Source organism: Acidovorax sp. KNOB132 (genome assembly GCF_057541515.1).
This window is the reverse complement of sequence record NZ_BAAJYT010000043.1, coordinates 1-24,923: the sequence shown is the minus strand read 5'-3', so window position 1 is coordinate 24,923 and position 24,923 is coordinate 1. Positions and strand designations below refer to the sequence as shown.

The 24,923-nt window shown below is 67.9% G+C and carries 25 protein-coding genes, 1 tRNA gene and 1 pseudogene; 12 read left to right on the top strand and 15 right to left on the bottom strand.

The window, feature by feature from the left end; all coding sequences use genetic code 11:
* On the bottom strand, nt 1-324 hold a 324-nt coding region (locus AC27IO_RS09060), incomplete at its 3' end, for an ATP-binding cassette domain-containing protein (protein ID WP_498738541.1).
* A gap of 223 nt (nt 325-547) precedes the next feature.
* On the opposite strand from AC27IO_RS09060, the gene AC27IO_RS09055 reads away from it, so the two are divergent.
* On the top strand, nt 548-1,174 hold the full coding sequence (locus tag AC27IO_RS09055) for a VOC family protein (RefSeq protein WP_317351891.1): 627 nt from the start codon (nt 548-550) through the stop codon (nt 1,172-1,174).
* 57 nt (nt 1,175-1,231) lie between these two features.
* Here the strand turns inward: AC27IO_RS09055 and AC27IO_RS09050 are convergent, their stop codons facing one another.
* On the bottom strand, nt 1,232-3,082 hold the full coding sequence (locus AC27IO_RS09050; protein WP_498738538.1) for a M48 family metallopeptidase: 1,851 nt from the start codon (nt 3,080-3,082) through the stop codon (nt 1,232-1,234).
* A gap of 294 nt (nt 3,083-3,376) precedes the next feature.
* Between AC27IO_RS09050 and AC27IO_RS09045 the strand changes: the two genes are divergently transcribed.
* Nucleotides 3,377-6,271 (top strand): valine--tRNA ligase, encoded by a 2,895-nt coding sequence (locus tag AC27IO_RS09045; RefSeq protein ID WP_498738536.1) that lies wholly within the window; start codon nt 3,377-3,379, stop codon nt 6,269-6,271.
* Nucleotides 6,272-6,339: 68 nt separating this feature from the next.
* Nucleotides 6,340-7,231 (top strand): annotated as a pseudogene (galU, locus tag AC27IO_RS09040) (UTP--glucose-1-phosphate uridylyltransferase GalU).
* 128 nt (nt 7,232-7,359) lie between these two features.
* Here galU and AC27IO_RS09035 read toward each other — a convergent pair.
* The 3 genes from AC27IO_RS09035 to cysM form a co-directional block, all read right to left on the bottom strand.
* Nucleotides 7,360-7,587 (bottom strand): sulfurtransferase TusA family protein, encoded by a 228-nt coding sequence (locus tag AC27IO_RS09035; protein ID WP_272548545.1) that lies wholly within the window; start codon nt 7,585-7,587, stop codon nt 7,360-7,362.
* Between the two features lie 30 nt (nt 7,588-7,617).
* A complete protein-coding gene (locus AC27IO_RS09030) occupies nt 7,618-8,163 on the bottom strand; it encodes an NUDIX hydrolase (RefSeq protein ID WP_284405904.1) in 546 nt (181 codons plus the stop codon).
* 108 nt (nt 8,164-8,271) lie between these two features.
* Nucleotides 8,272-9,177, bottom strand: coding sequence for a cysteine synthase CysM (gene cysM / locus AC27IO_RS09025; protein ID WP_284428975.1), 906 nt, complete (start codon nt 9,175-9,177; stop codon nt 8,272-8,274).
* A gap of 43 nt (nt 9,178-9,220) precedes the next feature.
* Here cysM and AC27IO_RS09020 point away from each other — a divergent pair.
* Nucleotides 9,221-9,305: transfer RNA gene (locus AC27IO_RS09020), tRNA-Leu, on the top strand.
* Between the two features lie 237 nt (nt 9,306-9,542).
* Here AC27IO_RS09020 and AC27IO_RS09015 read toward each other — a convergent pair.
* From AC27IO_RS09015 to AC27IO_RS08995, 5 genes are all read right to left on the bottom strand, one after another.
* Nucleotides 9,543-9,722 (bottom strand): CsbD family protein, encoded by a 180-nt coding sequence (locus AC27IO_RS09015; protein ID WP_284405902.1) that lies wholly within the window; start codon nt 9,720-9,722, stop codon nt 9,543-9,545.
* Between the two features lie 244 nt (nt 9,723-9,966).
* Nucleotides 9,967-10,179, bottom strand: coding sequence for a hypothetical protein (locus AC27IO_RS09010; RefSeq protein ID WP_317351879.1), 213 nt, complete (start codon nt 10,177-10,179; stop codon nt 9,967-9,969).
* A 422-nt stretch (nt 10,180-10,601) separates the two neighbouring features.
* A complete protein-coding gene (locus AC27IO_RS09005; RefSeq protein WP_317351876.1) occupies nt 10,602-10,787 on the bottom strand; it encodes a hypothetical protein in 186 nt (61 codons plus the stop codon).
* A gap of 239 nt (nt 10,788-11,026) precedes the next feature.
* Nucleotides 11,027-11,245, bottom strand: a complete 219-nt coding sequence (locus tag AC27IO_RS09000) for a hypothetical protein (protein WP_272548552.1) — start codon at nt 11,243-11,245, stop codon at nt 11,027-11,029.
* A 139-nt stretch (nt 11,246-11,384) separates the two neighbouring features.
* Entirely contained in the window at nt 11,385-12,281 is an 897-nt protein-coding gene (locus tag AC27IO_RS08995; protein WP_284405899.1) for a LysR substrate-binding domain-containing protein, read from the bottom strand.
* A gap of 183 nt (nt 12,282-12,464) precedes the next feature.
* Between AC27IO_RS08995 and AC27IO_RS08990 the strand changes: the two genes are divergently transcribed.
* The 4 genes from AC27IO_RS08990 to AC27IO_RS08975 all read left to right on the top strand — a co-directional run bounded on the left by AC27IO_RS08990 (nt 12,465) and on the right by AC27IO_RS08975 (nt 17,990).
* Nucleotides 12,465-13,661, top strand: coding sequence for an acyl-CoA dehydrogenase (locus tag AC27IO_RS08990; RefSeq protein WP_498738529.1), 1,197 nt, complete (start codon nt 12,465-12,467; stop codon nt 13,659-13,661).
* Between the two features lie 136 nt (nt 13,662-13,797).
* Nucleotides 13,798-15,060 carry a CaiB/BaiF CoA transferase family protein gene (locus AC27IO_RS08985; RefSeq protein ID WP_498738527.1) on the top strand — a complete coding sequence of 421 codons (1,263 nt, stop codon included), beginning with the start codon at nt 13,798-13,800 and terminating at the stop codon, nt 15,058-15,060.
* A gap of 201 nt (nt 15,061-15,261) precedes the next feature.
* Nucleotides 15,262-16,836: a methyl-accepting chemotaxis protein gene (locus AC27IO_RS08980; protein ID WP_498738525.1), complete on the top strand. Its 1,575-nt coding sequence runs from the start codon at nt 15,262-15,264 to the stop codon at nt 16,834-16,836.
* Between the two features lie 194 nt (nt 16,837-17,030).
* Complete coding sequence (locus tag AC27IO_RS08975) at nt 17,031-17,990, top strand: chemotaxis protein (RefSeq protein ID WP_284428988.1); 960 nt, start codon at nt 17,031-17,033, stop codon at nt 17,988-17,990.
* A gap of 51 nt (nt 17,991-18,041) precedes the next feature.
* Here AC27IO_RS08975 and AC27IO_RS08970 read toward each other — a convergent pair whose 3' ends face one another.
* On the bottom strand, nt 18,042-18,524 hold the full coding sequence (locus AC27IO_RS08970; protein WP_498738523.1) for a hypothetical protein: 483 nt from the start codon (nt 18,522-18,524) through the stop codon (nt 18,042-18,044).
* 300 nt (nt 18,525-18,824) lie between these two features.
* On the opposite strand from AC27IO_RS08970, the gene AC27IO_RS08965 reads away from it, so the two are divergent.
* Nucleotides 18,825-19,391 (top strand): hypothetical protein, encoded by a 567-nt coding sequence (locus AC27IO_RS08965; protein WP_284428990.1) that lies wholly within the window; start codon nt 18,825-18,827, stop codon nt 19,389-19,391.
* Nucleotides 19,392-19,441: 50 nt separating this feature from the next.
* Complete coding sequence (locus AC27IO_RS08960) at nt 19,442-20,245, top strand: DUF4124 domain-containing protein (protein ID WP_498738521.1); 804 nt, start codon at nt 19,442-19,444, stop codon at nt 20,243-20,245.
* Here AC27IO_RS08960 and AC27IO_RS08955 read toward each other — a convergent pair.
* Complete coding sequence (locus AC27IO_RS08955) at nt 20,145-21,092, bottom strand: NAD-dependent epimerase/dehydratase family protein (protein WP_498738519.1); 948 nt, start codon at nt 21,090-21,092, stop codon at nt 20,145-20,147. The two genes, AC27IO_RS08960 and AC27IO_RS08955, sit on opposite strands and share 101 nt — an antisense overlap.
* A gap of 45 nt (nt 21,093-21,137) precedes the next feature.
* On the opposite strand from AC27IO_RS08955, the gene AC27IO_RS08950 reads away from it, so the two are divergent.
* Nucleotides 21,138-22,238, top strand: a complete 1,101-nt coding sequence (locus AC27IO_RS08950; RefSeq protein ID WP_284428993.1) for a CDP-6-deoxy-delta-3,4-glucoseen reductase — start codon at nt 21,138-21,140, stop codon at nt 22,236-22,238.
* Between the two features lie 52 nt (nt 22,239-22,290).
* Here the strand turns inward: AC27IO_RS08950 and AC27IO_RS08945 are convergent, their stop codons facing one another.
* Nucleotides 22,291-22,545, bottom strand: a complete 255-nt coding sequence (locus AC27IO_RS08945) for a hypothetical protein (protein WP_284394909.1) — start codon at nt 22,543-22,545, stop codon at nt 22,291-22,293.
* A 124-nt stretch (nt 22,546-22,669) separates the two neighbouring features.
* Entirely contained in the window at nt 22,670-23,026 is a 357-nt protein-coding gene (locus AC27IO_RS08940) for a four-helix bundle copper-binding protein (protein WP_284428994.1), read from the bottom strand.
* A gap of 156 nt (nt 23,027-23,182) precedes the next feature.
* Here AC27IO_RS08940 and AC27IO_RS08935 point away from each other — a divergent pair, with 156 nt between their 5' ends.
* Nucleotides 23,183-24,154: a tripartite tricarboxylate transporter substrate binding protein gene (locus AC27IO_RS08935; RefSeq protein ID WP_272564462.1), complete on the top strand. Its 972-nt coding sequence runs from the start codon at nt 23,183-23,185 to the stop codon at nt 24,152-24,154.
* 92 nt (nt 24,155-24,246) lie between these two features.
* Here the strand turns inward: AC27IO_RS08935 and AC27IO_RS08930 are convergent.
* The coding region (locus AC27IO_RS08930; protein WP_498738515.1) for a GlxA family transcriptional regulator at nt 24,247-24,923 on the bottom strand (677 nt) is incomplete at its 5' end.

The window sequence follows — 24,923 nt, the reverse complement described above, 5'->3', positions numbered from 1 at the left end:
CGCATGCAGGCGGCCCGGCCGCTCCACGGTGCCCGAGGCCGGCGCCAGCGTGCCAGCCGCCAGGGCGAGCAGCACGCTCTTGCCCACGCCGTTGTCGCCCACCAGGCCGGTGATGCCGGGGGCGAGGTGGAGTGTGGGCGGCTCGGCCCAGAGCGCCTCGCCGTCGGGTCCCCGCCATTGCACCCGGGCCAGGCGCAGCAGCGCGCCCTCCCGCGCCGGCGCGCAAGCCGCCAGGGGAGAAGACGTGGAAGAAGAGGAAAGGGAAACGGATGCGGTGCGCGCTGCGCCGCGGGGCGGACGGGCGTCCGCGTTGAATGTCGCCATGGTCAAGCTCCAAGCCATCGAATCGGCCGCCTCCCCGGATCGTTGGGGGGAAAGCGGAACGGACGGAGGGGGCTTACAGGCGCATGGGTGAAGAACCTCGGTGGCGGCGATCGGAGCGATCGAAGGGCCGGACTATACGGCCGCAGGACCGGCAACGCAAATTCACTTAGGTGAAATGTATTACGGATAGTACAATTTTCAGATCCACCCGACGGAGACCGCCATGAACGCCGTGCCAAGACCGAAACCCGACCTGTCCACCCTGCCCCCGCCCGCCGCCGTGCAGCAGCTGCACCACTACGCCTACAAGGCGCGCGACGCCGAGGAAACGCGGCAGTTCTACGAAGACATCCTGGGCCTGCCGCTCTACCACATCATCCAGAGCGACTACGTGCCCAGCACGGGCGAGTACTGCCCCTACACGCACTTCTTCTTCCGGCTGAAGGACGGCTCGTTCATCGCCTTCTTCGACCTGGGCGACGACGTGAAGGCCGAGCCCTCGCCCAACACCCCACTGTGGGTCAACCACATCGCGTTCCGCGTGGACACGGTGCAGGAGCTGGAGAACACCAAGGCCCGCCTGGAAGCGCATGGCGTCGAAGTGCTCGGCGTGACCGATCACCACATCTTCAAGAGCATCTACTTCTTCGATCCCAACGGCATTCGCCTGGAGCTGTCGGCGCAATTGGCCGATGCGCAGCAGATGGAAAAGGACAGCACGGTGGCCCACCAGCGCCTGAACGAGTGGACCGCGCGCAAGGAGCAGTGGCGCAAGGAGCGTGCCGAGGGCAAGAGCGCCGCGCCGCTCAAGCCCGCGCAGAACGATCGGCCGGAGTACGCCAAGGGCTGACCGGCCCGCATCGCTGGGCCTCGGCCTGGGCATCGGCCTGGGGCCGGGGCCGGCCGCTCAATCGTCCAGCGTTTCGCGCCCGCGCATGACCTGGTGGCGCTCCCAGTAGTGCTCCAGCGTCGCCTTGAAGCGCTGCTTGTCCTTCTTGAGGCCCGGCAGCTTGAGCTTCGTGCTCTTGGCGCGCAGCAGGCTTTTTTCCGGGTGCGTGATGGTGAGCGAATCGCCCAGGATGCTGTCCTTGAAGGCCATGGCCTTCACCGCGTCCCAGGGCACCGTGGTGCCATCCGCCGACGTGGCGATGCCTTCGTGGCTCACCTGCACCGTGTGGCCGCCCTTCAGCGCAAACTGGCGCGCCGGAAAGTACTTGAGCACCACCGCCAGCTCCTCGGCATTGGCCGGCTCGTAGCGGTAGGCCAGGCTGCGCTCGTGGCCCTGCGCGAAGGCCTGCTCGTAATCGCTCCACAGGCGCTGCTCGATGGCGTCTGCCGTGAGGATGTCCTGCGCCCAGGTGCGCTCGGGCGGCCGCACCACGATGGCGCCGTAGTCCGATTCGGGCAGCACCCAGCCCACGTTGCGGATGCGTTCGGGCATGAGCGGGTGGGTGTCGAACGGATGGGGCACGTTGGCCGTCTGCATCGCGGTGCGGAACTCCGCCGACTGCGCATAGGGCGGCAGCCCGCTCGAGATGAAGTGTGCGATGCCCAGATCGCCCGCCAGCTGCTCTTCCTTGTCGAACAGGTCGCTCTCGATCTTGTGGCGGTACCTGGCATAGGCCGCGATCTTGACCAGCGACTGCCCGATGGCCTGGGGCGACACCAACTGCGCGGCGATACGGTCGGCCTGGAACTCGCGCGCCCGGCTGTCGCGTGCCAGGGCCCACTCGAAGATCAGGCGGTACAGGCCCAGCAGCGGGGACACCACCGCCGTCAGGCCGGAGGTGCGCATGGCATGGTGGTACTGGTCGTACTGCACCAGTTTCGGCCCCAGGCGCGCGCTGCTTTCGGTGTCGCCCCCGCCCAGGTGGGCCAGCTCGTGGGCGAACACCGCGTCGGCCTCGGATTGGTCGAGCAGGCGCAGCAGCGGAATGCTGACGAACAGCGTGCGCCCGGTGAGTACCTGCCCCGCCACGTGGATGGGCGCTTCGGTCACGAAGAAATTGGCGTCGATGCCGGCCACGATGTGCTGCGGCGGCGCGGTCTGCAGCCGCGCGGCCATGTGGCGGATGCGCTGCCACAGCAGCGGCGCGTCGGCCTCCTGCACCAGCTCGCCCTCGACCTCGCTGTGGCGGTTCACCCGCTTGAAGATGCCCACCACCGCCAGCACCACGGCCACCGCCACGCCGATCGCCACCGCCATGATGAGCTTGGGCGAATAGCGGTGCCAGAAATACGCCGTCACCCAGAACGACAGCCAGGCCACCATCGCGCCCTGCACCACCACCTCCAGCGCGCTCGCGGCGGTCATCAGGCGCCAGCCGGCCACGAAGCTCGCGTGCTGCAGCCGGCGGTTGACGAAGGCCAGCGCCCCGAGCGCCAGCGCGGCCACCAGCACCAGCGCGCCGGCCACCAACGTCCACAGCGCCACGGAGCGCGCCACGAAGAACTGCCAGTTGTTGGAATACGGCGGGCACATGGCCTCGCGGTATTCCTGCGCATCGGGCGTGCGGTCGGTGCAGATCGTGGAGGGTGGATGCGCCCGGTAGTAGTCCTTCTGTTCCTGCCGGTCCGCCGGGGACAGGTCCGTGGCGGCGTCGATGCGCGATTCGATGGCGGCGAGGAACCTGGCGTCCAGGTCGCGCTGCACATGGCTCGCGAAGAACAGGGTGACCAGCGGCACCGCGAACAGCGACAGCACCGACCAGAGAAAGGCTTTGCCGAGACCGGCGCGCAGCGAGGGATGAAGGGCCATGGGTGCGGATTTGTTGGAATGGGAATGGGACCTTGGCGGCACGGCACGGAGCCGGCCACCCCTGGCAAGTGCGCCCGATGGCTCCGAGGCCGACGATTATCGGCAGCCATCTTGCTCACATCCCCTTGCAGCCTTCGGCAAAAGGTAACAAAGCGATAGCAGATCCGGCCCGCCCGCCGGGCCCAGCGCCCGCGGAGCGCTGGTGCCGCTGCCTTAAAATGCCCGGTCCCCTTCCTGACCCGAAGCCCAGGCAGCCGCCTGCCCGTTGGCCTCTTCTTGCACCCACCAGACCCCATGAGCTCGCCCCTGAACCAACCCGGCCTTGAAAGCCTGTCCAAATCCTTCGAGCCCGCTGCCATCGAGGCCCATTGGGGCCCCGAGTGGGAACGCCGGGGCTATGGCGATGCGGGCTACCGTGGCTCGCGCCAGGCCCAGGCGGGCGAGCCCGCCTTCTCCATCCAGCTGCCGCCGCCCAACGTGACGGGCACGCTGCACATGGGCCATGCGTTCAACCAGACCATCATGGACAGCCTCACGCGCTACCACCGCATGAAGGGCTTCAACACGGCGTGGATTCCCGGCACCGACCACGCGGGCATCGCCACGCAGATCGTGGTGGAGCGCCAGTTGCAGGAGCAGGGCATCAGCCGCCACGACATGGGCGCCACGCCGCCCGAGGCGCGCAAGAACTTCGTCGCCAAGGTCTGGGAGTGGAAGGAACACAGCGGCAACACCATCACCACGCAGATGCGCCGCATGGGCGACAGCGTGGACTGGAGCCGCGAATACTTCACCATGGACGACAAGCTCTCCAAGGTGGTCACCGACACCTTCGTTCGCCTGTACCAGCAGGGCCTGATCTACCGCGGCAAGCGCTTGGTGAACTGGGACCCGAAACTGCAGTCCGCCGTGTCCGACCTCGAAGTGGAGAACGAAGAGAAGGACGGCTCGCTCTGGCACATCGCCTACCCGCTGACCGACGGCAGCGGCAGCCTCACGGTGGCCACCACCCGCCCCGAGACCATGCTGGGCGACGTGGCGCTGATGGTGCACCCCGAGGACGAGCGCTACACCGCGCTCATCGGCAAGACGGTGACGCTGCCGCTGGTGGGCCGCGAGATCCCCATCATCGCCGATGCCTACGTGGACAAGGAATTCGGCACCGGCGTGGTCAAGGTCACGCCCGCGCACGACCCCAACGACTACCAGGTCGGCCAGCGCCACAACCTGCCGATGATCATCGTGCTGACCCTGCAGGCCACCATCAACGAGAACGCGCCGGCCAGGTACCAGGGCCTGGACCGCTTCGTGGCCCGCAAGGCCATCGTGGCCGATCTGGAGGCCGCGGGCGCCCTGGTCGAGACCAAGAAGCACAAGTTGATGGTGCCCATCTGCACCCGCACGGGCCAGGTGGTCGAACCCATGCTGACCGACCAATGGTTCGTCGCCATGGGCAAAGTGAGCGAAAAAGACCCGACCGGCAAGAGCATCGCGCAGAAAGCCATCGACGCCGTGGCCTCGGGCGAGGTGCAGTTCGTGCCCGAGAACTGGGTCAACACCTACAACCAGTGGATGAACAACATCCAGGACTGGTGCATCAGCCGCCAGCTGTGGTGGGGCCACCAGATCCCGGCGTGGTACGACGAAGCGGGCAACGTGTACGTGGCGCGCGACGAGGCCGAGGCGCAGGCGCAGGCCGGTGCGGGCAAGGTGCTCACGCGCGACGAGGACGTGCTGGACACGTGGTATTCCGCCGCGCTCGTCCCCTTCTCCTCGCTCGGATGGCCCGAAGCCCTTGACGATCAGAACGCCACCAAGGACTACGACCTCTACCTGCCCTCCTCCGTGCTGGTGACGGGCTACGACATCATCTTCTTCTGGGTCGCCCGGATGATCATGATGACCACGCACTTCACCGGCCGCGTGCCGTTCAAGCACGTGTACATCCACGGCCTGGTGCGCGATGCGCAGGGCAAGAAGATGAGCAAGTCCGAGGGCAACGTGCTCGACCCGGTGGACCTGATCGACGGCATCGCGCTCGACCCCCTGCTGGAAAAGCGCTCCACCGGCCTGCGCCGCCCCGAGACCGCGCCCCAGGTGCGCAAGAACACGCAAAAGGAGTTCCCCGAGGGCATTCCCGCCTACGGCGCCGATGCGCTGCGCTTCACCTTCGCGGCGCTCGCCAGCCTCGGCCGCAGCATCAACTTCGACAGCAAGCGCTGCGAGGGCTACCGCAACTTCTGCAACAAGCTCTGGAACGCCAGCCGCTTCGTGCTGATGAACTGCGAAGGCCAGGACTGCGGCCTGCAGGAGCACACCCCGGCCGATTGCGAAGGCGGCGGCTATCTGGCCTTCAGCCAGCCCGACCGCTGGATCGTCTCGCTGCTGCAGCAGGTCGAGGCCGAGGTGGCCAAGGGCTTTGCCGAGTTCCGCCTGGACAACGTGGCCAACACGATCTACGACTTCGTCTGGAACGAGTTCTGCGACTGGTACCTGGAAATCGCCAAGGTGCAGATCCAGACCGGAACGCCGGCCGAGCAGCGGGCCACGCGCCGCACGCTCATCCGCACCCTGGAAACCATCCTGCGCCTGGCGCACCCGCTGATCCCGTTCATCACCGAAGCCCTGTGGCAGAAGGTCGCGCCCGTGGCCGGCCGCGCGGGTGAATCGGTCAGCATCGCCGCCTACCCGCAGGCGCAGCTGGAGAAGGTCGACGAAGCCGCCATCGCCCACGTGGCGCGCCTGAAGGCTTTCGTGGACGCCTGCCGCACGCTGCGCGGCGAGATGAACGTCTCGCCCGCCACGCGCCTGCCGCTCTACGCGGTGGGCGATGCGGCCTTCATGCGCTCGGCCGCGCCCGCGCTGCAGGCCCTGGCCAAGCTCAGCGAGGTGCAGGTGTTCGAAGACGATGCCGCCTGGGCCGCTGCCGCGCAGGCCGCGCCCGTGGCCGTTGTGGGCGACGTCCGCCTGTGCCTGCACATGGAGATCGACGTGGCGGCCGAAAAGGCGCGCCTGTCCAAGGAGATCGCCCGCATCGACGGCGAGATCACCAAGGCGCAGGCCAAGCTGTCCAACGAGGCCTTCGTGGCCAAGGCACCGCCCGCCGTGATCGACCAGGAGAAAAAGCGCGTGGCCGATTTCGGCGCCACGCTGGCCCGCCTGCGCGACCAGCTGGCCCGGCTGGCTTGATAGCGCGGGCTTCGCCCCCACGTTCACCCTTTACGACACCGACTGACCGACCCCAAGAAGGACCATCGATGACCGACAACACTTCCGCGATCCGCAAAGCCGTGTTCCCCGTGGCAGGCCTGGGCACCCGCTTCCTGCCTGCCACCAAGGCATCCCCCAAGGAAATGCTCCCCGTGGTGGACAAGCCCCTGATCCAGTACGCGGTCGAGGAAGCCTATTCCGCCGGCATCCGCCACATGATCTTCGTGACCGGCCGCAGCAAGCGCGCCATCGAAGACCATTACGACACCGCCTACGAGCTGGAAAACGAACTCGAAGCCGCCGGCAAGAACGACCTGCTGCAGCTGGTGCGCTCGGTCGCCCCCAGCGACATGGACTGCGCCTTCGTGCGCCAGCCCCGCTCGCTGGGCCTGGGCCACGCCGTGCTGTGCGCCGAGCCGCTGGTCGGCCGCGAGCCCTTCGCCGTGCTTTTTGGCCGATGACCTGATGGTCGGCCTGCCCGGCGGCCAGCCTGTGCTGGCGCAGATGGCCACCGCGTTCCGCAAGCAGGGCCGCTCGCTGCTGGCCGTGCAGGAAGTGCCCGCCGACCAGGTGCGCCGCTACGGCATCGTGGCCGGCGAGCCCGCCGGCGGCCCGCTGATCCGCATCGACCGCATCGTGGAAAAGCCCGCACCGGAAGACGCCCCCTCGCGCATGGGCGTGGCCGGCCGCTACATCCTCACGCCCGGCGTGTTCGACGAGATCCGCAACCAGCCCCAGGGCGTGGGCGGCGAGATCCAGCTGACCGATGCCATTGCCCGCCTCATGGCGCGCGAGGCCGTGTACGCCTTCCGCTACGAAGGCAAGCGCTACGACTGCGGCAGCAAGGAAGGCTTTCTGGAAGCGACGGTGGAACTGGCGCTGCAGCACCCTCAGGTGGGTGCCGCCTTCCGCGAATACCTCAAGACCGTGGAGATCTGAAGAAGCGCAGGGCCCGGTGCGGCCCTGCACTGAGGGCACTGCGAACACAAATTGGCCCGGTCACCGCTGCGTCGGCGCGGTGCCGGGCCGTATCAGCGCCTGAGACGGAAAGGCCGCCCTGCTGGCGCTCAGCGCCGGCGCAGCAGGTGGATGAATTCGTCGCCCACGGTCTGCTGCTCGACCAGCTCGTTGCCCGTCTGCTTGGCGAATGCCTGGAAGTCGCGCAGCGAACCGTTGTCGGTGGAGACCACCTTGAGCAACTGGCCGCTCACCATGTCGGCCAGGGCCTTCTTGGCCTTGAGAATGGGCAGCGGGCAATTGAGACCGCGGGTGTCGATTTCCTTGTGGATGTCCATCACATGCTTCCTGGGCGAATGAGCCCCATTCTAAGCAGCGGAAGGGGCTGCGCCGCTGTGGAACAGATCCACGAATTCGGGTTCGATGCCTTGGGTTCGCAGCCAATCCGCCAGCGCGTAGCCGGTGCCGGCCGGCCAGCACTTCACAGCCTCCGGCGCCAGCAGGCGGTAATCCACCAGTTCGGGCGACAGCCGCACCTCGCCGTGCGCCACCGCGTGGTAGGCGATGATGACCTGGTTCATGCGCTGGAAGTCGTACACGCCGATGAGCGCCAGCGCGCTCACATCGAGGTTCGTCTCTTCCTTGATCTCGCGCGTGATGCCCTCCTGGGGCGTCTCGCCCGCCTCCATGAAGCCCGTGATCAGCGCGTACTGCTTGCCCGCCCAGGCCGCATTGCGCGCCAGCAGCACCTGCCCGTCGCGCACCACCACCGCCGCCAGCACGGGCGTGGGGTTGTTCCAGTGCGTCCAGCCGCAGGCCGGGCAGCGCAGGCGCTCCACATCGCCGCCATCCTCGGCCACCGTGATGCGCGCCAGGGGCGTGGCGCAGTGGGTGCAGAAACGGGTTTCGTACATAGGCGCTACATTTTCAATAGCAGACAAGGCAATGGATACCCCGGCATGCGGCCTTTTTGAGCCTGAAAGCCGGTGCGGCGCCCCATCCAGGGCATCCCAGCGGCCGGCTCACGCCGGGAACACGCCCGTGGACAGGTAGCGGTCGCCCCGGTCGCAGACCACGAAGACGATGGTCGCATTCGATTCGCGCCGCGCGATCTCCTGTGCGGCCCAGCAGGCGCCCGCCGCCGAGATGCCGGCAAAGATGCCCTCTTCGCGCGCCATGCGCCGGCACATGTCCTCGGCGTCGTCCTGGCCCACGTTGATCGTCTCGTCCACCGCGCTCGGGTCGTAGATCTTGGGCAGGTATTCCTGCGGCCATTTGCGGATGCCGGGGATGCGCGAGCCATCCTTGGGCTGCGCGCCGATGATCTGGATGGCGGGATTCTTTTCCTTCAGGAAACGCGACACGCCCGTGATGGTGCCCGTGGTGCCCATGGCGCTCACGAAGTGGGTGATGCGCCCTTCGGTCTGTTCCCACAGCTCCGGGCCGGTGGTCTCGTAATGGATGCGCGGGTTGTCGGGGTTGGCGAACTGGTCGAGCACCACGCCCTTGCCCTGCTTGACCATGGTCTCGGCCAGATCGCGGGCGTATTCCATGCCGCCGCTCTTGGGGGTGAGGATCAGTTCCGCACCGAACGCCTTCATGGTCTGCGCGCGCTCCACCGACAGATCCTCCGGCATCACCAGCACCATGCGGTAGCCCTTGATGGCCGCGGCCATGGCCAGCGCGATGCCGGTGTTGCCCGAGGTGGCCTCGATCAGCGTGTCGCCCGGCTGGATGTCTCCGCGCTCCTGCGCCCGGCGGATCATCGACAGCGCAGGCCGGTCCTTGACCGACCCGGCCGGATTGTTGCCCTCCAGCTTGCCCAGCACCACGGTGCCGCGCTCTGCGTTCTCTTGCGCGCCGATGCGCTGCAGCGCGACCAAGGGGGTGTGTCCAATCGCGTCTTCGATGGTGGGATAGGTCTTCATAGCGCGCTACTGTGCCATAATTCGCGGCTTCGATCTTCGCGTCGCCCGGGTGGTGGAATTGGTAGACGCAGGGGACTCAAAATCCCCCGCCGCAAGGCGTGCCGGTTCGATTCCGGCCCCGGGCACCATGGCTTTCTGGCCATGAATGCACAGCAGCTTGTTCCTCGCTGCATCTTGCACACTCTGAATGAATGGCCCGCCTTCGCGGGCTTTTTGCTTTCTGCGCTCCGGCCCTCCCCATGGTGCCAATGCGCGTGGCGCTTCAGGTTCACAGCGCTCATCCGGGATAGCGGCCAGCAAAAAGCCCCGGCGCGTTGCCGCACCGGGGCTTTTCAACCGCAGAGGCGAAACGCCTCATGCAGGCATTACTTCACGGCATCCTTGATGTTCTCTTTGGCGTCGCCGTAGTTCTTCTGGGTGGTGCCCTCGACCTGCTTGGCAACGCCCTTGGCTTGCTGCTCGGGGCTGTTGATCAGCTCGCCGGTCTTTTGTTGAACCTTGCCTGCCACGTCCTTCAATGCGCCTTTGACTTGATCGGTGTTCATGGTGATTCCTTTCGGTGAGGTAAGTGCAAAACAAAATGGCTTTGCATGACCTGAAGGCTAAGACCCGATCCGCAGAGCCCGCGCGGGCGGAAGCCATCCGTTGGCGTCAGCAGCTGCCTACACAAGAAAGAACCCGCAGCGCGGGTGGCGTGCGGGTCGGCAGATTTCGAAAGCAGTTTTTAATTAAAACTGGATCGCGACACTGATTGTTCGATGCAGTACCGGCTTCAAGCGGCTGAAAGCCTCATTTGGTCCACTTGCGTTGCACCTTGGGCTTGACCCGGATGTCCACGGCCTTGCGCACTTCGGGGCGGCCGGTTTCGGCATCGGTGTCCACCACGTCTTCGAGGGCGATCTTCTCCACCTCGGAGTCCGTCTGTTCTTCCAGCTTTTCCAGCACGGCACCCACACGCTTTTCCGCGTCGGACACCTCCCGCTCGGTACCTCCGCGATTCATCGGAGGCTCCCTGCAGCATGGCCGCTCGCGTACTGCACATGCGGTGGTTCATCCGCCTGTTCGGGCGGGGGCGCGGGCACATCGGGCTCGACGGGCAGGTCGGCCTTGCCTGGGGCGGGAGGATGGGAGGCCATGGAGGATGGAAAAGTGGGTGGCGGCGGGATGGAAGGCGGTACGGGGTGCCGGGTGCCGGCGTCGGGATGCGGACCGAGATGCTCTGTTTCCTGCAGCTCAGAGACCGCTCATGACCGAAGCGGCCAGATAGGCGATTCCAAGGCTGGAAAACAGCATGAATCCGGCGAGGACAGTCAGAGTTTCTTTCATATGTTCAATCCTTCAATAGGAACAGACCATCGGAAGCAAGCTATGACTGGCATCCACGACGCTGGGGGCACAAAAAGGGTGAGAAGAATCTCCTCGTGTCAGCGGTTGGATGGGTTGCGTCCGCTGCCGGACTGCTTGCCACCGCCGGAATCCTTGTTCACCGTGGCCCAGGCCCGGCGCTCGGCCTCCGGCTTGCTGAGACCCTGGTGTTCATAACTGTCTTCGATGTGTTCGGCTTGGCGTTTTTGCTTGTCTGTGTACGCCGACTTGTCACCTCTTGGCATGGCTGCTCCTCGGATGGGTTTGTCGTGCCGCTTGGGGTTCAACACGCCGTGAAGCAGCACAGGCGATACCTTAAAACCGCCTCCCGCGGGTCGTCTGTAGGACGAAGGCGGTTGCAGCGGGGTCTCGGGACCCGGCCTCCCATCAAAAAACCCGGCGGCCCCTCCATGGCTGGAGGGGCGGCGCCGGGTGCGGACACCGGCATGGGGCCGGGTCGGGTCGTTGGGGCGAGGGCTGGCGGTCAGCTTTCCTGGCGGCGGATCAGCTGGCGGCCCGCGTCGGTGATGGCCAGATCGCCGGCCGGATTCTTGGCCACGTAGCCGCGTTCGTAGAGCCGTCCCGACAGGTGGTGCGTGAGCGCCTCGGGCACGCTGATGGCACGGCCCAGCTCCAGTTGCTTGAGCGCTTCGAGCTCATCCACCGTGGGGTCGAAATGCGGTGCGTGATAAACGGTTCCCATGAAGCTTTCTCCTTGTTGGTTGCACAGACGCTGCAGTCCTCGGGCCCATGGCCTTGCGCTTGAGCTGCAGCTGACCCAAAGGGTAGCCGCGCCGCCACCCGCACGCAATCGGCCGGCGGCACGGAAGGCACCCAGGGGCTCAACTCGCGGCCATGTCCTGCAACCAATCGGCGAAGGCGGCCAGCACGGGGGGCTGCGGCTGCGCCGGGGTGATGAGGTAGTAGGCGCGTTCGCCGCGCAGGGGCCGCTCGCAGGCCAGCACCAGTTCACCCCGGGCCCGCTCGGCCTCGATCAGCAGCGGAGGCATGAGCGCCACGCCCAGCCCGTGCGAAGCGGCCACGGCCAGCATGGAGAACAACTCGTAGCGCGGCCCGTCGAGCGCGCGCGGCGCCTGCACGTCCATGGCCTCGAACCATTGCCGCCATCCGTAGGGGCGCGTGGTCTGCTGCAGCAGCGGCAGGCTCGCCAGCGCCTGGGGTTCGAGCGGCTGCCCGCCGGGCAACAGGCGCGGGCTGCACACGGGCACCACGTCTTCCTGCAAGAGCCGCAGGGCCTGCGTGCCCGGCCAGTTGCTGACCTGCTCGGGCGTGCCGGCATACAGCGCGGCGTCGAATCCGGTGTCGGCGAACAGGAAGGGCCGCGTGCGCGTCTCGATGTGCACGACGATGTCCGGATGCGCCTGGGCCAGCAGGGGCAGGCGCGGGATCAGCCAGCGCGTGGCGAAGGTGGGCACGGCGGCCAGCGCGATCGACCCGCCCTGCCCCTGGTGCGCCATCACGTCCAGCGTGTCGCGCTCCAGCCCCTGCAGCCAGCGGCCCACCTGCCGCGCGTAATGGGTGCCCGCCGGGGTGAGTGCCACGCCGTGCCGCGTGCGGCGAAACAGCGCCACGCCCAGGAAATCCTCCAGCGCCATGATCTGCCGCGACACGGCGCCCTGGGTGAGCGCCAGTTCCTGGGCCGCGCGGGTGTAGCTTTCATGGCGGGCCGCAGCCTCGAAGCAGGCCAGGGACTGGGTGGAGGGCAAGGTTCGGCGCATGGCGCGATTGTGCCGAAACCCGCACCCGACCGGCTATTCAGATATGAATTGATCGCATGTCTGGATGCAGCATCCTCGCTTGCACCGCACGATCCATGCGCCTACCATCGCACCAACCCGGCCACCCATGCGCTTTTCGCACACCGGAGCCGATCCGAACCCACCTTCCCCGGAGACCCCCCCATGGCCCACGCCGCCTTCCAATGGAGCGACCCGTTCCTGCTCGACCAGCAACTGACCGACGACGAGCGCATGATTCGCGACGCCGCCGCCGCCTTCTGCCAGGACAAGCTCGCCCCGCGCGTGCTGGAGCAGTTCCGCCGTGAAAAGACCGACATCGCCATCTTCCGCGAGATGGGCGAAGTGGGCCTGTTGGGCCCCACCATTCCCGAGCAGTACGGCGGCCCCGGCCTGAACTACGTGGCCTACGGCCTCATCGCCCGCGAGGTCGAGCGCGTGGACTCGGGCTACCGTTCGATGGCCAGCGTGCAAAGCTCCCTCGTGATGGTGCCGATCCACGAGTTCGGCACCGAGGCGCAAAAACAGAAGTACCTGCCCAAGCTGGCCAGCGGCGAGTGGATCGGCTGCTTCGGCCTGACCGAGCCCGACCACGGCTCCGACCCGGGCAGCATGGCATCGCGCGCCAAGAAGGTGCCGGGCGGCTATTCGCTGTCGGGCGCCAAGATGTGGATCACCAACAGCCCCATCGCCGATGTGTTCGTGGTCTGGGCCAAGGAAGTGTCCGAGGCCGGCGCGGTCGGCCCGATCCGCGGGTTCGTGCTCGAAAAGGGCATGAAGGGCCTGAGCGCCCCGGCCATCCACGGCAAGGTGGGCCTGCGCGCCAGCATCACCGGCGAGATCGTGATGGACGAAGTGTTCGTGCCCGAGGAAAACGCCTTCCCTGAAGTGCAGGGCCTGAAAGGCCCCTTCACCTGCCTGAACAGCGCCCGCTACGGCATCGCCTGGGGCGCCCTGGGCGCGGCGGAATTCTGCTGGCACACCGCGCGCCAGTACACGCTGGACCGCAAGCAGTTCGGCCGGCCCCTGGCGGCCAACCAGCTCATCCAGAAGAAGCTGGCCGACATGCAGACCGAGATCGCCATCGGCCTGCAGGCCTGCCTGCGCCTGGGCCGCATGAAGGACGACGGCACCGCCTCGGTCGAGGCCACCTCCATCATCAAGCGCAACAGCTGCGGCAAGGCGCTGGATATCGCCCGCATGGCGCGCGACATGATGGGCGGCAATGGCATCAGCGACGAGTTCGGCGTGGCGCGCCACCTGGTGAACCTGGAAGTGGTCAACACCTACGAGGGCACGCACGATGTGCACGCGCTGATCCTGGGCCGGGCCCAGACCGGCATCGCGGCCTTTGCCAACTGAACCGGCGGACCGACCCACGCGCCCCCGCCTGGACCGCCAGGGCGGGCGCTGACGGGCAGTTCATGGCCTTTCAGGCCTCCAGCGCAATCAGTACTAGGGCATATTGCTACTTTTTTAATAGCAAAGTGATTTCTGCATGACCACGACCCCCCAAGCCCCGGCGGGTGCCCTCGCCGGCATCCGCGTGCTCGACCTGTCCCGCGTGCTCGCCGGCCCCTGGTGCACCCAGGTGCTGGCCGATCTGGGGGCGGACGTGGTCAAGGTGGAGCGCCCCGGCGTAGGTGACGACACGCGCCACTGGGGCCCGCCGTTCCTGAAGGACGATGCGGGCAACGACACGGCGCAGGCCGCCTACTTCACGGCCTGCAACCGCAACAAGCGCTCGGTCACCATCGACATGGCCACGCCCGAGGGGCAGGGGCTGATCCGCCAGATGGCGCAGCAGGCCGACGTGGTGGTGGAGAACTTCAAGGTCGGCGGCCTGCGCCAGTACGGACTGGACCACGCCAGCCTGCGCGCGGCCAACCCGCGGCTCATCTACTGTTCGGTGACCGGCTTCGGGCAAGACGGGCCCTATGCCGAGCGCGCCGGCTACGACCTCATGATCCAGGCCATGACGGGCCTGATGAGCATCACCGGCCGGGCCGACGGCGAGCCGGGCGCCGGCCCGCTGCGCGTGGGGGTGGCCGTGATCGACCTGTTCACCGGGCTGTACGCGAGCAACGCCATCCTGGCCGCGCTGCACGTGCGCGAGCGCACCGGCGAAGGCCAGCACATCGACATGGCGCTGCTGGACGTGGGCATGGCCGTGCTCGCCAACCAGGCCTCGGGCTTCCTGGCCACCGGGCAGGCGCCGACCCGCCAGGGCAATACGCACCCCAGCCTCGTGCCCTACCAAGACTTTCCCACCGCCGACGGCGCCATGCTGCTGGCCATCGGCAACGACGGGCAGTTCGCGCGGTTCTGCGCCGCCGCCGGCCGGCCGGAATGGGCGCAGGACGCCCGGTTCGCCACCAACCCGCTGCGGGTCAGGCACCGGGCCGAGCTGGTCCCCGCCCTGCAGGAGGTCACCCGCACCCGCACCACGGCCGACTGGATCACCTTGCTGCAGGACAAGGCCGTCCCCTGCGGCCCGGTCAACACGCTGGCCGAGGCGTTCGACGACCCGCAGGTGCAGGCCCGGGGCCTGCGCGTGGAGCAAGCCCGGTGGCCACAGGGCGAGCCCGGCGACGGCATCGACCGAATCGCCGGGGTGGCCAGCCCCCTGCGCCTGTCAGCCACGCCGCCGGTGCTGCACCGGGCGCCGCCGGCCCTGGGGCAGCACACCGACGAGGTGCTGGCGGGGCTGGGGCTGGACGCCGAACGCATTGCGCTGCTTCGCGCGGCGAACGTGGTTTAACCCGCCCCAGGCCGATGGCATCGGCCCCGCCCGAGAAAAGCCTTGCCTTCGCGCAAGGCTTTTTTCATGGCGCGATCCGCTGCATGGAAAGTTAAAAATGATTTTTATGATAGAAATGATATTTCAATACACTTCATCCATCCGACAGTCCGGGACGCTCCTCACGAAGGGGCGCCCTCCCACTCCCTCAGGGATCTTCCGATGAAGCTCAGCCGAAAACTCCCGCTCGTCTTTACATTCGCCCTCTTGCTGCTTTTCGCCGCTGCGCTGTTCGGCCTTGGCCGGTTGAACTCGGCCCTGACCACGTACCAGACCACGGTCGCCACCCATACCCAGCAAGAGCGGATGGCCGCCGACGTGCTGGGCGACTTCCGGGTGCAGGTACAGGAATGGAAGAACACGCTGCTGCGGGGCAAGGACGATGCGCAACTGTCGCGCTATTGGGCCGCCTTCGCGAAAAGCGAAGGGGCCGTGCAAGCCCAGGCGCGCAAGCTGATGGACGATTTGGCCGCAGGCGATGCGCGTGAGCGGGTGGGCCAGTTCCTGATCGCACACGAACGCATGGGAGTGGCCTACCGCAAAGGGTTCGAAACATTCAAGGCATCGGGCCGTGACCCGGCCGCAGGCGATCAAGCCGTGCAGGGCATGGACCGGGAGCCGGCGCAACTGCTGGAGCAGACGGGCGACCTGATCAGCAAAGCCAGCGCGGCCGTGTCCCTGGAGGCTGCGACGGCAGCGCGCCAGGCCAACTGGATCAGCCTGACCGTGATGCTGGTCGTGTGCGGGGCCAGCGTTTTCGGCGCGGTGCTGTTCAGCCGCACCGTCACGCAACCGCTGGGCAATGCGGTGCGCATTTCGGAAGCCGTGGCCTCCGGCGACCTGACCCAGGCCACCCACGCCCGCGGGCAGGATGAAATCGCCCAGTTGCTGAACGCACTCCATGCGATGCAGACCAGCCTGTCTCAGGTGGTGGGCAAAGTGCGCGACAACGCCGACAGCGTGGCGAGCGCCAGCGGCGAGATCGCGCAAGGCAACAACGACCTTTCGGCCCGCACCGAACGGCAGGCCAGTGCGCTGGAAGAAACCTCGGCCTCCATGGAGGAACTCAGCTCCACCGTGCAGGCCAACGCGGAAAACGCCCGGCAGGCCAACCAGTTGGCCCTGAACGCATCGACCGTGGCCTCCAAGGGCGGCGATGTGGTGTCGGAGGTGGTGAGCACCATGCGCGGCATCAACGACAGCAGCCGCAAGATCGCCGACATCGTGGGTGTCATCGACGGCATCGCCTTCCAGACGAACATCCTGGCATTGAACGCCGCCGTGGAAGCGGCGCGGGCCGGCGAACAAGGGCGCGGCTTCGCGGTCGTGGCCAGCGAGGTGCGCCAATTGGCCCAGCGCAGCGCCGAGGCCGCCAAGGAAATCAAGACCCTGATCCATGCCAGCGTCACGCGCATGCAGCAGGGATCGGTGCTGGCCGACCAGGCGGGCACCACGATGGGCGAGGTGGTCGCCTCGATCCGGCGCGTCACCGACATCGTGGCCGAGATCAGCGCCGCCAGCAGCGAACAAAGCGCCGGCGTGTCCCAGGTGGGCGAGGCCGTCATGCAGATGGATCAGGCCACCCAGCAGAACGCCGCGCTGGTGGAACAAAGCGCCGCGGCGGCGGACGGCCTGAAGCAGCAGGCGCAGCAACTGGTACAGGCCGTGGCGGTCTTTCGCTTGCGCCCCCACGGCGATCCCGAATCCTGGCCAGGGGGAACCTTGAAGGCCGCGTGAGCGGCAGGCCCGGGATGACTCCTGGGATTGGAATTCCCCGCCTGATACCCATTGCCGCTCTCGCTGGCAAGAAGATTGCACTGCGCTCTTGCCAATCGGAGCGCGGGCGCAACAAGGGAAAATATTAGGACCGGGCCTTTCCCATCCCGCTCTAAAATTTGTAAACACGCGTATCCAATGCGAAGGGGGCAGCGATGAAGGCAGTGCAGCAGGAAATTGACGAGCGGACCAACCTCACCGGAACCAACAAATTCGAGTTGCTGCTCTTTCGGTTGGGCATCGACGACAACCTGGGCAAGTCCGAGCTGTTCGGCATCAACGTCTTTAAGATCCGCGAGATCGTGGCGATGCCCAGCATCACACCCATCGCCGGCGCCACGCCGCACTCGCTGGGTGTGGTCAATCTGCGCGGCCAGATCATCCCGGTACTCGACCTGCCCTCCATCGTCGGCTGCAAGCCGCAGACCGGCCTGAACATCATGCTGGTGACCGAATATGCGCGCACCACGCAAGCCTTCGCCGTGGAATCGGTGGAAGACATCGTTCGGCTGGATTGGAAGCAGGTGCTTTCCGCCGAAGCCAGCGGCACCGGCGGCCAGCTGGTGACCAGCATCGCCCGGCTGGATGGCAACACCGATGGCTCCCGCCTCGCGCAGGTGTTGGACGTGGAGGCCATCCTGCAGATGGTCTCGCCTTCCGACGAGCACAAGGTCGATCCCGAGAAGGTCGGCCCGCGCCTGAAGCTCAAGCCCGGCACCATGATCCTGGCCGCCGACGATTCGTTCGTGGCCCGCTCGCTCATCGAGAAGGAACTGCAGGCCCTGCACGCGCCTTACGAAATGACCAAGTCGGGCAAGGAGGCCTGGGACCGGCTGAACGCCATCGCCCGCGCCGCCGAGGCCGAGGGCAAGACCGCCGCCGATCGCGTCGCGCTGGTGCTGACCGATCTGGAAATGCCCGAGATGGACGGCTTCACGCTCACCCGCAACATCAAGCAGGATGCGCGCCTGAACAAGATTCCGGTGGTCATCCACTCCTCGCTGTCGGGCTCGGCCAACGAGGACCATGTGCGCAGCGTGGGGGCCGACGGCTACGTGGCGAAGTTCGTCGCGGAAGACCTGGCCGAGACCATGCGCCGCGTGCTGCCCAAGTAAATCCTGCCAGCCAACACGGCGGCGCTGGGGCCACGGCGGCCTCGCCGCCGCTCAGCGCGGCCTCGGGTAGCCGTTCTCCACCCAGGCCGCTGCGCTGGCGCTGGTGAGCACGAAGCCGGGCGACACGCCCACGCGGGCGAGCAGTTCGTCGTCCAGCGCCGAATGCGCGCTCAGCGTCGCGGTCGGGTGTTCATCGTCCGGCTCGATCGCCAGCGAAACGCGCACGCGCTGGTCCCGCACGGTGACCGTGACACTCTTGTTCAACCGGGCATGCAGTTGCTGCTCGTGGCGGCGCAGCACCTCCGACGCGGTCTTGACCAGCGTGTGGAAGGCCGAGACATCCAGCGGTTTGGGATTCTTCTTGTCGCGCCCCATGGTCCAGGGGCCGACCAGCGCGGGCTCGGACTCTCCCCGCAGCGTCATCTCGACGGCCCAGCCATCGTCGTCTTCGTTCTTGACGACGCGCGCAGTCCAGCGCTCGTCGCTCCACAGGCGGGGTTCCTGCACGGGGGTAAGTTCTGAATCTTCGGTCATGTCGGCCAGATGGGGCCTTCGGCCGCACCAAGGTCGTCCGAAGGCAAAGCTGCACAGTGTAGAACGGGCCGCGCATGGCACACGGCCGGCGGCGCGGCCCAGATCCATTCGCCGGCCAGATCATCGATCCGCCCGCTGTGTGAAGACGGGGCAAAGCCTGACAATGGCGCCCGCGCAAGGTCAACCAAAATGGTCATCAGCGCGTCACACACGGGCGCGGCGTGTCGCCTGACCGCCGCCGTCACCCATCGGCCGCCAGACGCTCCCTGCAGCGCGGCCACCAGCCAGCGAGGCCTTTCCATGTTCCACCCCGCCCTCCGAATCCTTGCCGCCGGCACCCTGGCCGTGCTGGCCACGGGCTGCGCGGTGCCCGGCGACCCCTACTACGAGCCCGCCTATCCGTCCGCCAACTATCCGGCAACGCCGTCCTATCCCTACCCGGCCAACGGCTCGACGTCGATCACCGTGTACGAACAGCCGGCCTATGGCTACAGCCGGCCCGCCTACCCCGTCTATGTACCCACGCCCGTGCCGGCGTATGGCTGGGACCGCCGTGACGATCGCCGGGACGACTGGCGTGAACGGCAGATGCGCGAAGACCGCGAGCGCGCCTGGCGCGACCGCCGGGACCGCGAGGCCCGGGAAGCGCGCGACGCCGACCGCCGCCGCGACAGGGACCGGGACGGCCAGCGTGCGGATGCCGACCGGCGCCGCGCCGAGATGGATCGTCAGCGCGCTGAACTGGATCGCCAGCGCCGCGAACAGGCTGACCGCCAGCGCGGCGAGGACCGCCGCCCGCCGGGCGCGCAAGACCAGCGGCCGGCACCGGGTTGGCGCCTGGAGCAAAATCCCCAGAACCGGCCTTGACCGCCCGGCTCCACTGACCTGAACCGACCGATCGCCCACAGGAAACGGCCATGATCCAGCGCCCTGTCTTCCTAGCACCTCGCTCTGCCGCATGGCGCCTCGGCGCCGCGCTGGCGGTGGTGGCGTGCGCTGCGGCCCCCTTGGCCACCCATGCCCAGGTGATGCGCTGCACCGACCCCGTCTCCGGCAAGGTCACCTACACCGACGGAGCGTGCGACAAAGGCACGGCCGCGCGCGAGGTCGAAGCGCGCAAGAGCCGCGAGGAAATCGAGGAGGAGCGGGCCCAGGCCCTGCAGGCGTTGCAGCTCAAGCAGCAGCGCCAGCAGATCGAGCGCCAGGAAGCCCAGCAGGAGGCACGCCAGGAACGCGAGCGCGCCGCCGCCCGGGCCCCGGCCGATCCGTCCCGCTCGCCCGAATGCGCCCGCTCGCGCCGCAACCTCGACCGGGTGGCCAGCGAATCGGGCGGGGGCAATTACGACGGCCAGGCCCGCCTGACGGCCGCCCAGCGCCAGATGGACCTCGACTGCCTCGGCCCGCAGGGCTATGCGGAAGTCGAACGGTCACGCAATTACAGCGGCGGCAGTGGCGACTACTATGCGCCCCCCCGCCGTCGTGGTGCTGCCGCCCCGGCGCCCGGTGGTGGTCCAGCCGGCTCTCCCGGTGCCCTCAGCGCCGATTTCGCACTGCAACGTGTTCCGCTGCTACGACCAGCAAGGAAACGTCCACCCGCGCTGATGCGTGCGGGTGGGCGTGTCAGGTCGCGCGCAGGCCCTGGGCCACGGTCGGGTAGCGCAGCACCACGCGCAGTTCCTTGCGCAGCCGCGTGGCATCCAGCCGGCGCGACTCGCCCATGAAGCTCAGTTGCGGCGCGGGCAACTGCGCCTTCGCATCGCTGCGCGCGATGCGCGGCGGGCGCGGCAACCCGTACAGGTCGGCGGCCAGATCGAAGTAGTCGCCCATCTTCAGGTCGCTCGCATCGCTCACGTGGTACACGCGCTGCGGCTGGCCGCGCCACAGGGCCGCCACGCAGGCGCGGGCCAGGTCGTCGGCATGGATGTGGTTGGTGTAGACATCGTCCTCGGGCAGCAGCACCGGGGTACCACGGCGCAGGCGGGCTTCGGGCGTGCCGCCTTCGCGGTCGGGCGCATAGATACCGGGAATGCGCAGGATGCTGGCGCGCACGGCGCTGCGGCCCAGGTGGCGCACGGCGCGCTCGGCATTCACCCGGCGTTGCGCGCGAGGCGTGGCGGGCGCGACCGGGCGCGCCTCGGTCACCCACACGCCGCCGCAATCGCCATACACCCCGCTGGTCGAGCCATACACCAGCGCGCGCGGCAAGGTGCGCAGGCGCAGCACCCGCGCCAGGGCGACCGTGCGGCCGTCATACCCTTTGGCAGCACCCGGCACCGCATCGCCCGGCGGGGGCGCCAGGTGCAGGACGCGGGTGGCCAGGCCGGATAGACGGCGCAGGCTGGGCGCATCGTCCAGGTTGCCTAGCAGGGGGGTGATGCCGGCGGCGCGCAACGGCGCCCTGCGCCCAGGACTGGAAGTCAGGGCCAGCACCCGAGGCCGGGGCCCGCCGGCCGATGCACCCAGCACCCGGGCCGCCCGCAGCCCCACGTCGCCACAGCCGATGATGAGCACGCGCTGGCGGCGAAAGCGCGCCGGCAGGGCCCCGAGGGGGCTTTGGTTTGAGGGCAAAATTGGATCCGTTTGGCGAGAAGAACTTCCAAGGATACCCACTCCATGACCCCCGCAGAGACGGCCGCAGCCGCCCACCAGATCACCGTACAGCCCAGCGGCCGGGCCTTTGCCGCACAGCCCGGCGAATCCATTCTGGCCGCGGCCATCCGCAGCGGCGTGGGCCTTCCCTATGGCTGCAAGGATGGGGCCTGCGGCTCGTGCAAGTGCAAGAAGCTCAGCGGTTCCGTCGCCCATGGCGAGCACCAGTCCAAGGCCCTGAGCGCGGCCGAGGCCGACGCGGGCTTCGTGCTCACCTGCTGCGCCCAGCCGCTGACCGACGTGGTGCTCGAATCGCGCCAGGTGACCGATGAAAGCGCCTACCCCATCAAGAAGCTGCCGGTGCGCGTGTCCACGCTCACGCGGGTGTCGCACGACGTCATGCAGGTGCGCCTGCAGTTGCCCGCGGCGGACACGTTCCGCTACCACGCCGGCCAGTACATCGAATTCATCCTGCGCGACGGTGCGCGCCGCGCGTACTCCATGGCCAACGCGCCCCACACCCAGGCCGACGCGCCGGGGCTGGAACTGCACATCCGCCACATGGCGGGCGGGCGCTTCACCGACCACGTGTTCGGCGCCATGAAGGAAAAGGAAATCCTGCGTGTGGAAGGCCCCTTCGGCAGCTTCTTCCTGCGCGAGGACAGCCCCAAGCCCATCATCCTGCTGGCCTCGGGCACGGGCTTCGCCCCGATCAAGGCGCTGCTCGAACACATTCAGGCCAAGCGCATTGAGCGCCCGGTCACGCTGTACTGGGGCGGCCGCCGTCCCGGCGATCTATACATGGATGGCTGGGTGCGCGAGCGCATGGCCACGATGCCCCAGCTGGCCTATGTGCCCGTGGTGTCCCATGCCTTGCCGGAAGACGCCTGGGCGGGCCGCACGGGCTTCGTGCACCAGGCCGTGATGGACGACCATGCCGATCTGTCGGGCCATCAGGTCTATGCCTGCGGCGCCCCCATCGTGGTCGACACGGCACGGGTGGTGTACAGCGCGGAACGCCAGCTCCCCCCTGATGAGTTCTATGCAGACGCCTTCACATCCGAGGCCGACAAGCACGGGGCGAGCGAGCCTTCCGCCCAACCCTCCGGAGCCATCTCAGGCTGACGCGGTCCGGGCGCCAGCTTGCAGCAAGGAGCGCGCACCCGGCGCGCGGCCTTCAGCGGCGCCAGCCCGGCCGGCCGTAATAGCCGCGCCCATAGCCGCCCCGGCCATAGACGCCGAAGAACCCGATGGTCGGCGCCACCACCACGGGCGGCGGCGCCACGTACACGGATTCGGTCTGGTAGTAGCCCGGCCCGCCGTAATAGCCGGACCCTGCGTAGTAGCCCGGGCCGACCGGGGCCACGACGCAGCCGGTGAGCAGGCTGGTGGCCACCGAAGCGGCGGCGAGGGTGATGAGGCGGATGGACATGGTGGCTCCTTGGTGCGGGGTCCGAGATGCCATTCAACGCCCCGGACCTTAAGCGGTCACTTCCACACGGTATCTCAGAAGTAACAACCGGTAATAGCCATCCGCCGGCTTTGATGGATGGGCTTCAGCGCGACAGCGCACGGCAGGCCTCCGCACACCGGCGGCAAGCTTCGGCGCAGGCTTGGCAGTGGGCCATGCCGTGCCGGGCGCATTCGTTGGCGCAGCTGTCGCACAGGCGGGCGCACAGGGCACAGATCTCCGGCGCGTGGGCGCTTTCGCGGGCCATGGCGGCGGCGGCCACACGGCACAGCGCGGCGCAGTCCATGTCCAGGGCGATGCACTGCACCATGCAGCGGGGCTCGGGCTCGCGCAGGCACGCGGCTGCGCAGTAGTCGCAGGCATCGGCACATTCGCTGCAGGCACGAATGCACTGGGCATAACGCGATGCGGTGACGGTGTCGTGCGGAGCGGCCTGCGGCATGGAATGTCCTTTTTCCGCCGGTGCGGCGGCGCGTGATGGGGTGCAAACTGGGAAACGGCTTCGACGTTTATAGAAATGCCCCCTCGCGGGCCCTGTAGGACGGCGCTGCGACCTCGCACCGCCGGACCCCCTTTCAATTTTTTGCACAATGGCAGCATGAATCGCAGAAACCTCCTTCTCTCGGCCGCCGCCCTCGCCACGGCGTTTGCATCCCCGTTGGGCTACGCGCAGGATGCGCCGATCCGGCTGATCGTGCCCTACGCACCCGGGGGGCCGCTGGACGTCACGTCCCGCGCGCTGGCCGAGCGGGTGCGCGACACGCTGGGCACGGTGATCATCGACAACAAGGCGGGCGCGGGCGGCAACATTGGCGCCGATGCCGTCGCCAAGGCCGCGCCCGATGGCCTCACCATCGGCCTGGCCGCCACGGCGACGCATGCCGTCAACCCCTGGCTCTACAGCCGCATGCCCTACGACGCGGCCAAGGACTTCGCCGGCATCACGCAGATGGTGAGCGTGCCCAACGTGCTCGTCATCAATGCGGCCAAGGCGGCGGAACTCAAGATCAACACCGTGGCCGATTTGATCGCCTACGCCAAGGCCAACCCCGCCAAGCTGAACTACGGCAGCGGCGGCAACGGCAGCGCAGGCCACCTGGCGGGTGAAATGTTCAAGCAACGCGCCGGCATCTACGCCCTGCACATTCCCTACCGCGGTGCCAGTCCCGCGCAACTGGCGCTGCTGGCCGGCGAAGTGGATTTCAACATTGACAACCTGGCCGCCGCCGCGCCCAACATCCGTTCGGGCAAGCTCAAGGCGCTCGCAGTGACCTCGCCGCAGGCCAGCGCCATGCTGCCGGGCGTGCCCCCGCTGTCGGCCACGTTCAAGGGCTTTGCGATCGAGACGTGGTGGGGCCTCGTGGCGCCAGCCGGCACGCCCAAGCCCGTCATCGCCAAGCTGAACAAGGCCTTCGTGGCCGCGCTCAATGCGCCGGAGACCAAGACGCGCTTCGCGGCCCTCATGGCCGAGCCCGTGGGCACCACGCCCGAGCAGTTCGATGCCTTCATGGCGTCGGAGCGTGCCAAGTACCAGCAGGTGGTGAAGGCTTCCGGCGCGAAGGTCGACTGACCAGGCCAGGCGCGCAGCCGCCAACGGATTGAAACGGCTGCCGGCGCATACCCATCGTGGTCCGGCAGCTATATTTTCAATAGCAACTCGTTTCAGGCGGCAGCGCGGAACTGCCGCCGGTAGGCCGAGGGCGCAATGCCCACCGCCGCCGAGAAGTGCTGCCGCAGCGAGACGGCGGAGCCGAAGCCCGACGCGACGGCCACAGCATCGATCGACTGGTCTCCACCCTCCAGCAGGCGCTGCGCCAGCGCGATGCGCTGGTTCTGCAGCCATTGCCCCACCGTGGTCCCGGTGGACTGGCGAAAGCGGCGTGTGAAGGTGCGCGGACTCATCACGGCGCGCTCGGCCAGCGCCTCCAGCGTGTGCGCCTCGTGCAGGTGTTCGCCCAGCCACTGCAGCAGCGGCGCAAGCCGATCTCCCCGCACCGAGGGCGCCACCGGCTGCTGGATGTACTGCGCCTGGCCGCCCTGCCGGTGCGGGGCCACCACCATGCGGCGCGCGGCGCAGTTGGCGGCCTCGGCACCGTGCTGCTGGCGCAGCAGGTGCAGGCAGCAGTCGATGCCTGCGGCGGTGCCGGCCGAGGTCAGCACCGTGCCATCTTCCACGTACAACACTTCGGGCCGGAGCGCCACCTGCGGGTAGCGCTGCGCGAACGCCTGCGCCAGCGCCCAGTGGGTGGTGGCGGCGCGGCCATCGAGCAGCCCCGCCTCGGCCAGCACGAACGCCCCCAGGCACAGACCCACGATGCGCGCGCCGCGGCGGTGCGCGT

Excerpts from the sequence above, each read along its gene's own strand:
- AC27IO_RS09055 (WP_317351891.1), top strand. The coding sequence starts at position 548 with ATGAACGCCGTGCCAAGACCGAAACCCGACCTGTCCACCCTGCCCCCG.
- AC27IO_RS09050 (WP_498738538.1), bottom strand. The coding sequence starts at position 3,082 with ATGGCCCTTCATCCCTCGCTGCGCGCCGGTCTCGGCAAAGCCTTTCTC.
- AC27IO_RS09045 (WP_498738536.1), top strand. The coding sequence starts at position 3,377 with ATGAGCTCGCCCCTGAACCAACCCGGCCTTGAAAGCCTGTCCAAATCC.
- AC27IO_RS09035 (WP_272548545.1), bottom strand. The coding sequence starts at position 7,587 with ATGGACATCCACAAGGAAATCGACACCCGCGGTCTCAATTGCCCGCTG.
- AC27IO_RS09030 (WP_284405904.1), bottom strand. The coding sequence starts at position 8,163 with ATGTACGAAACCCGTTTCTGCACCCACTGCGCCACGCCCCTGGCGCGC.
- cysM (WP_284428975.1), bottom strand. The coding sequence starts at position 9,177 with ATGAAGACCTATCCCACCATCGAAGACGCGATTGGACACACCCCCTTG.
- AC27IO_RS09015 (WP_284405902.1), bottom strand. The coding sequence starts at position 9,722 with ATGAACACCGATCAAGTCAAAGGCGCATTGAAGGACGTGGCAGGCAAG.
- AC27IO_RS09010 (WP_317351879.1), bottom strand. The coding sequence starts at position 10,179 with ATGAATCGCGGAGGTACCGAGCGGGAGGTGTCCGACGCGGAAAAGCGT.
- AC27IO_RS09005 (WP_317351876.1), bottom strand. The coding sequence starts at position 10,787 with ATGCCAAGAGGTGACAAGTCGGCGTACACAGACAAGCAAAAACGCCAA.
- AC27IO_RS09000 (WP_272548552.1), bottom strand. The coding sequence starts at position 11,245 with ATGGGAACCGTTTATCACGCACCGCATTTCGACCCCACGGTGGATGAG.
- AC27IO_RS08995 (WP_284405899.1), bottom strand. The coding sequence starts at position 12,281 with ATGCGCCGAACCTTGCCCTCCACCCAGTCCCTGGCCTGCTTCGAGGCT.
- AC27IO_RS08990 (WP_498738529.1), top strand. The coding sequence starts at position 12,465 with ATGGCCCACGCCGCCTTCCAATGGAGCGACCCGTTCCTGCTCGACCAG.
- AC27IO_RS08985 (WP_498738527.1), top strand. The coding sequence starts at position 13,798 with ATGACCACGACCCCCCAAGCCCCGGCGGGTGCCCTCGCCGGCATCCGC.
- AC27IO_RS08980 (WP_498738525.1), top strand. The coding sequence starts at position 15,262 with ATGAAGCTCAGCCGAAAACTCCCGCTCGTCTTTACATTCGCCCTCTTG.
- AC27IO_RS08975 (WP_284428988.1), top strand. The coding sequence starts at position 17,031 with ATGAAGGCAGTGCAGCAGGAAATTGACGAGCGGACCAACCTCACCGGA.
- AC27IO_RS08970 (WP_498738523.1), bottom strand. The coding sequence starts at position 18,524 with ATGACCGAAGATTCAGAACTTACCCCCGTGCAGGAACCCCGCCTGTGG.
- AC27IO_RS08965 (WP_284428990.1), top strand. The coding sequence starts at position 18,825 with ATGTTCCACCCCGCCCTCCGAATCCTTGCCGCCGGCACCCTGGCCGTG.
- AC27IO_RS08960 (WP_498738521.1), top strand. The coding sequence starts at position 19,442 with ATGATCCAGCGCCCTGTCTTCCTAGCACCTCGCTCTGCCGCATGGCGC.
- AC27IO_RS08950 (WP_284428993.1), top strand. The coding sequence starts at position 21,138 with ATGACCCCCGCAGAGACGGCCGCAGCCGCCCACCAGATCACCGTACAG.
- AC27IO_RS08945 (WP_284394909.1), bottom strand. The coding sequence starts at position 22,545 with ATGTCCATCCGCCTCATCACCCTCGCCGCCGCTTCGGTGGCCACCAGC.
- AC27IO_RS08940 (WP_284428994.1), bottom strand. The coding sequence starts at position 23,026 with ATGCCGCAGGCCGCTCCGCACGACACCGTCACCGCATCGCGTTATGCC.
- AC27IO_RS08935 (WP_272564462.1), top strand. The coding sequence starts at position 23,183 with ATGAATCGCAGAAACCTCCTTCTCTCGGCCGCCGCCCTCGCCACGGCG.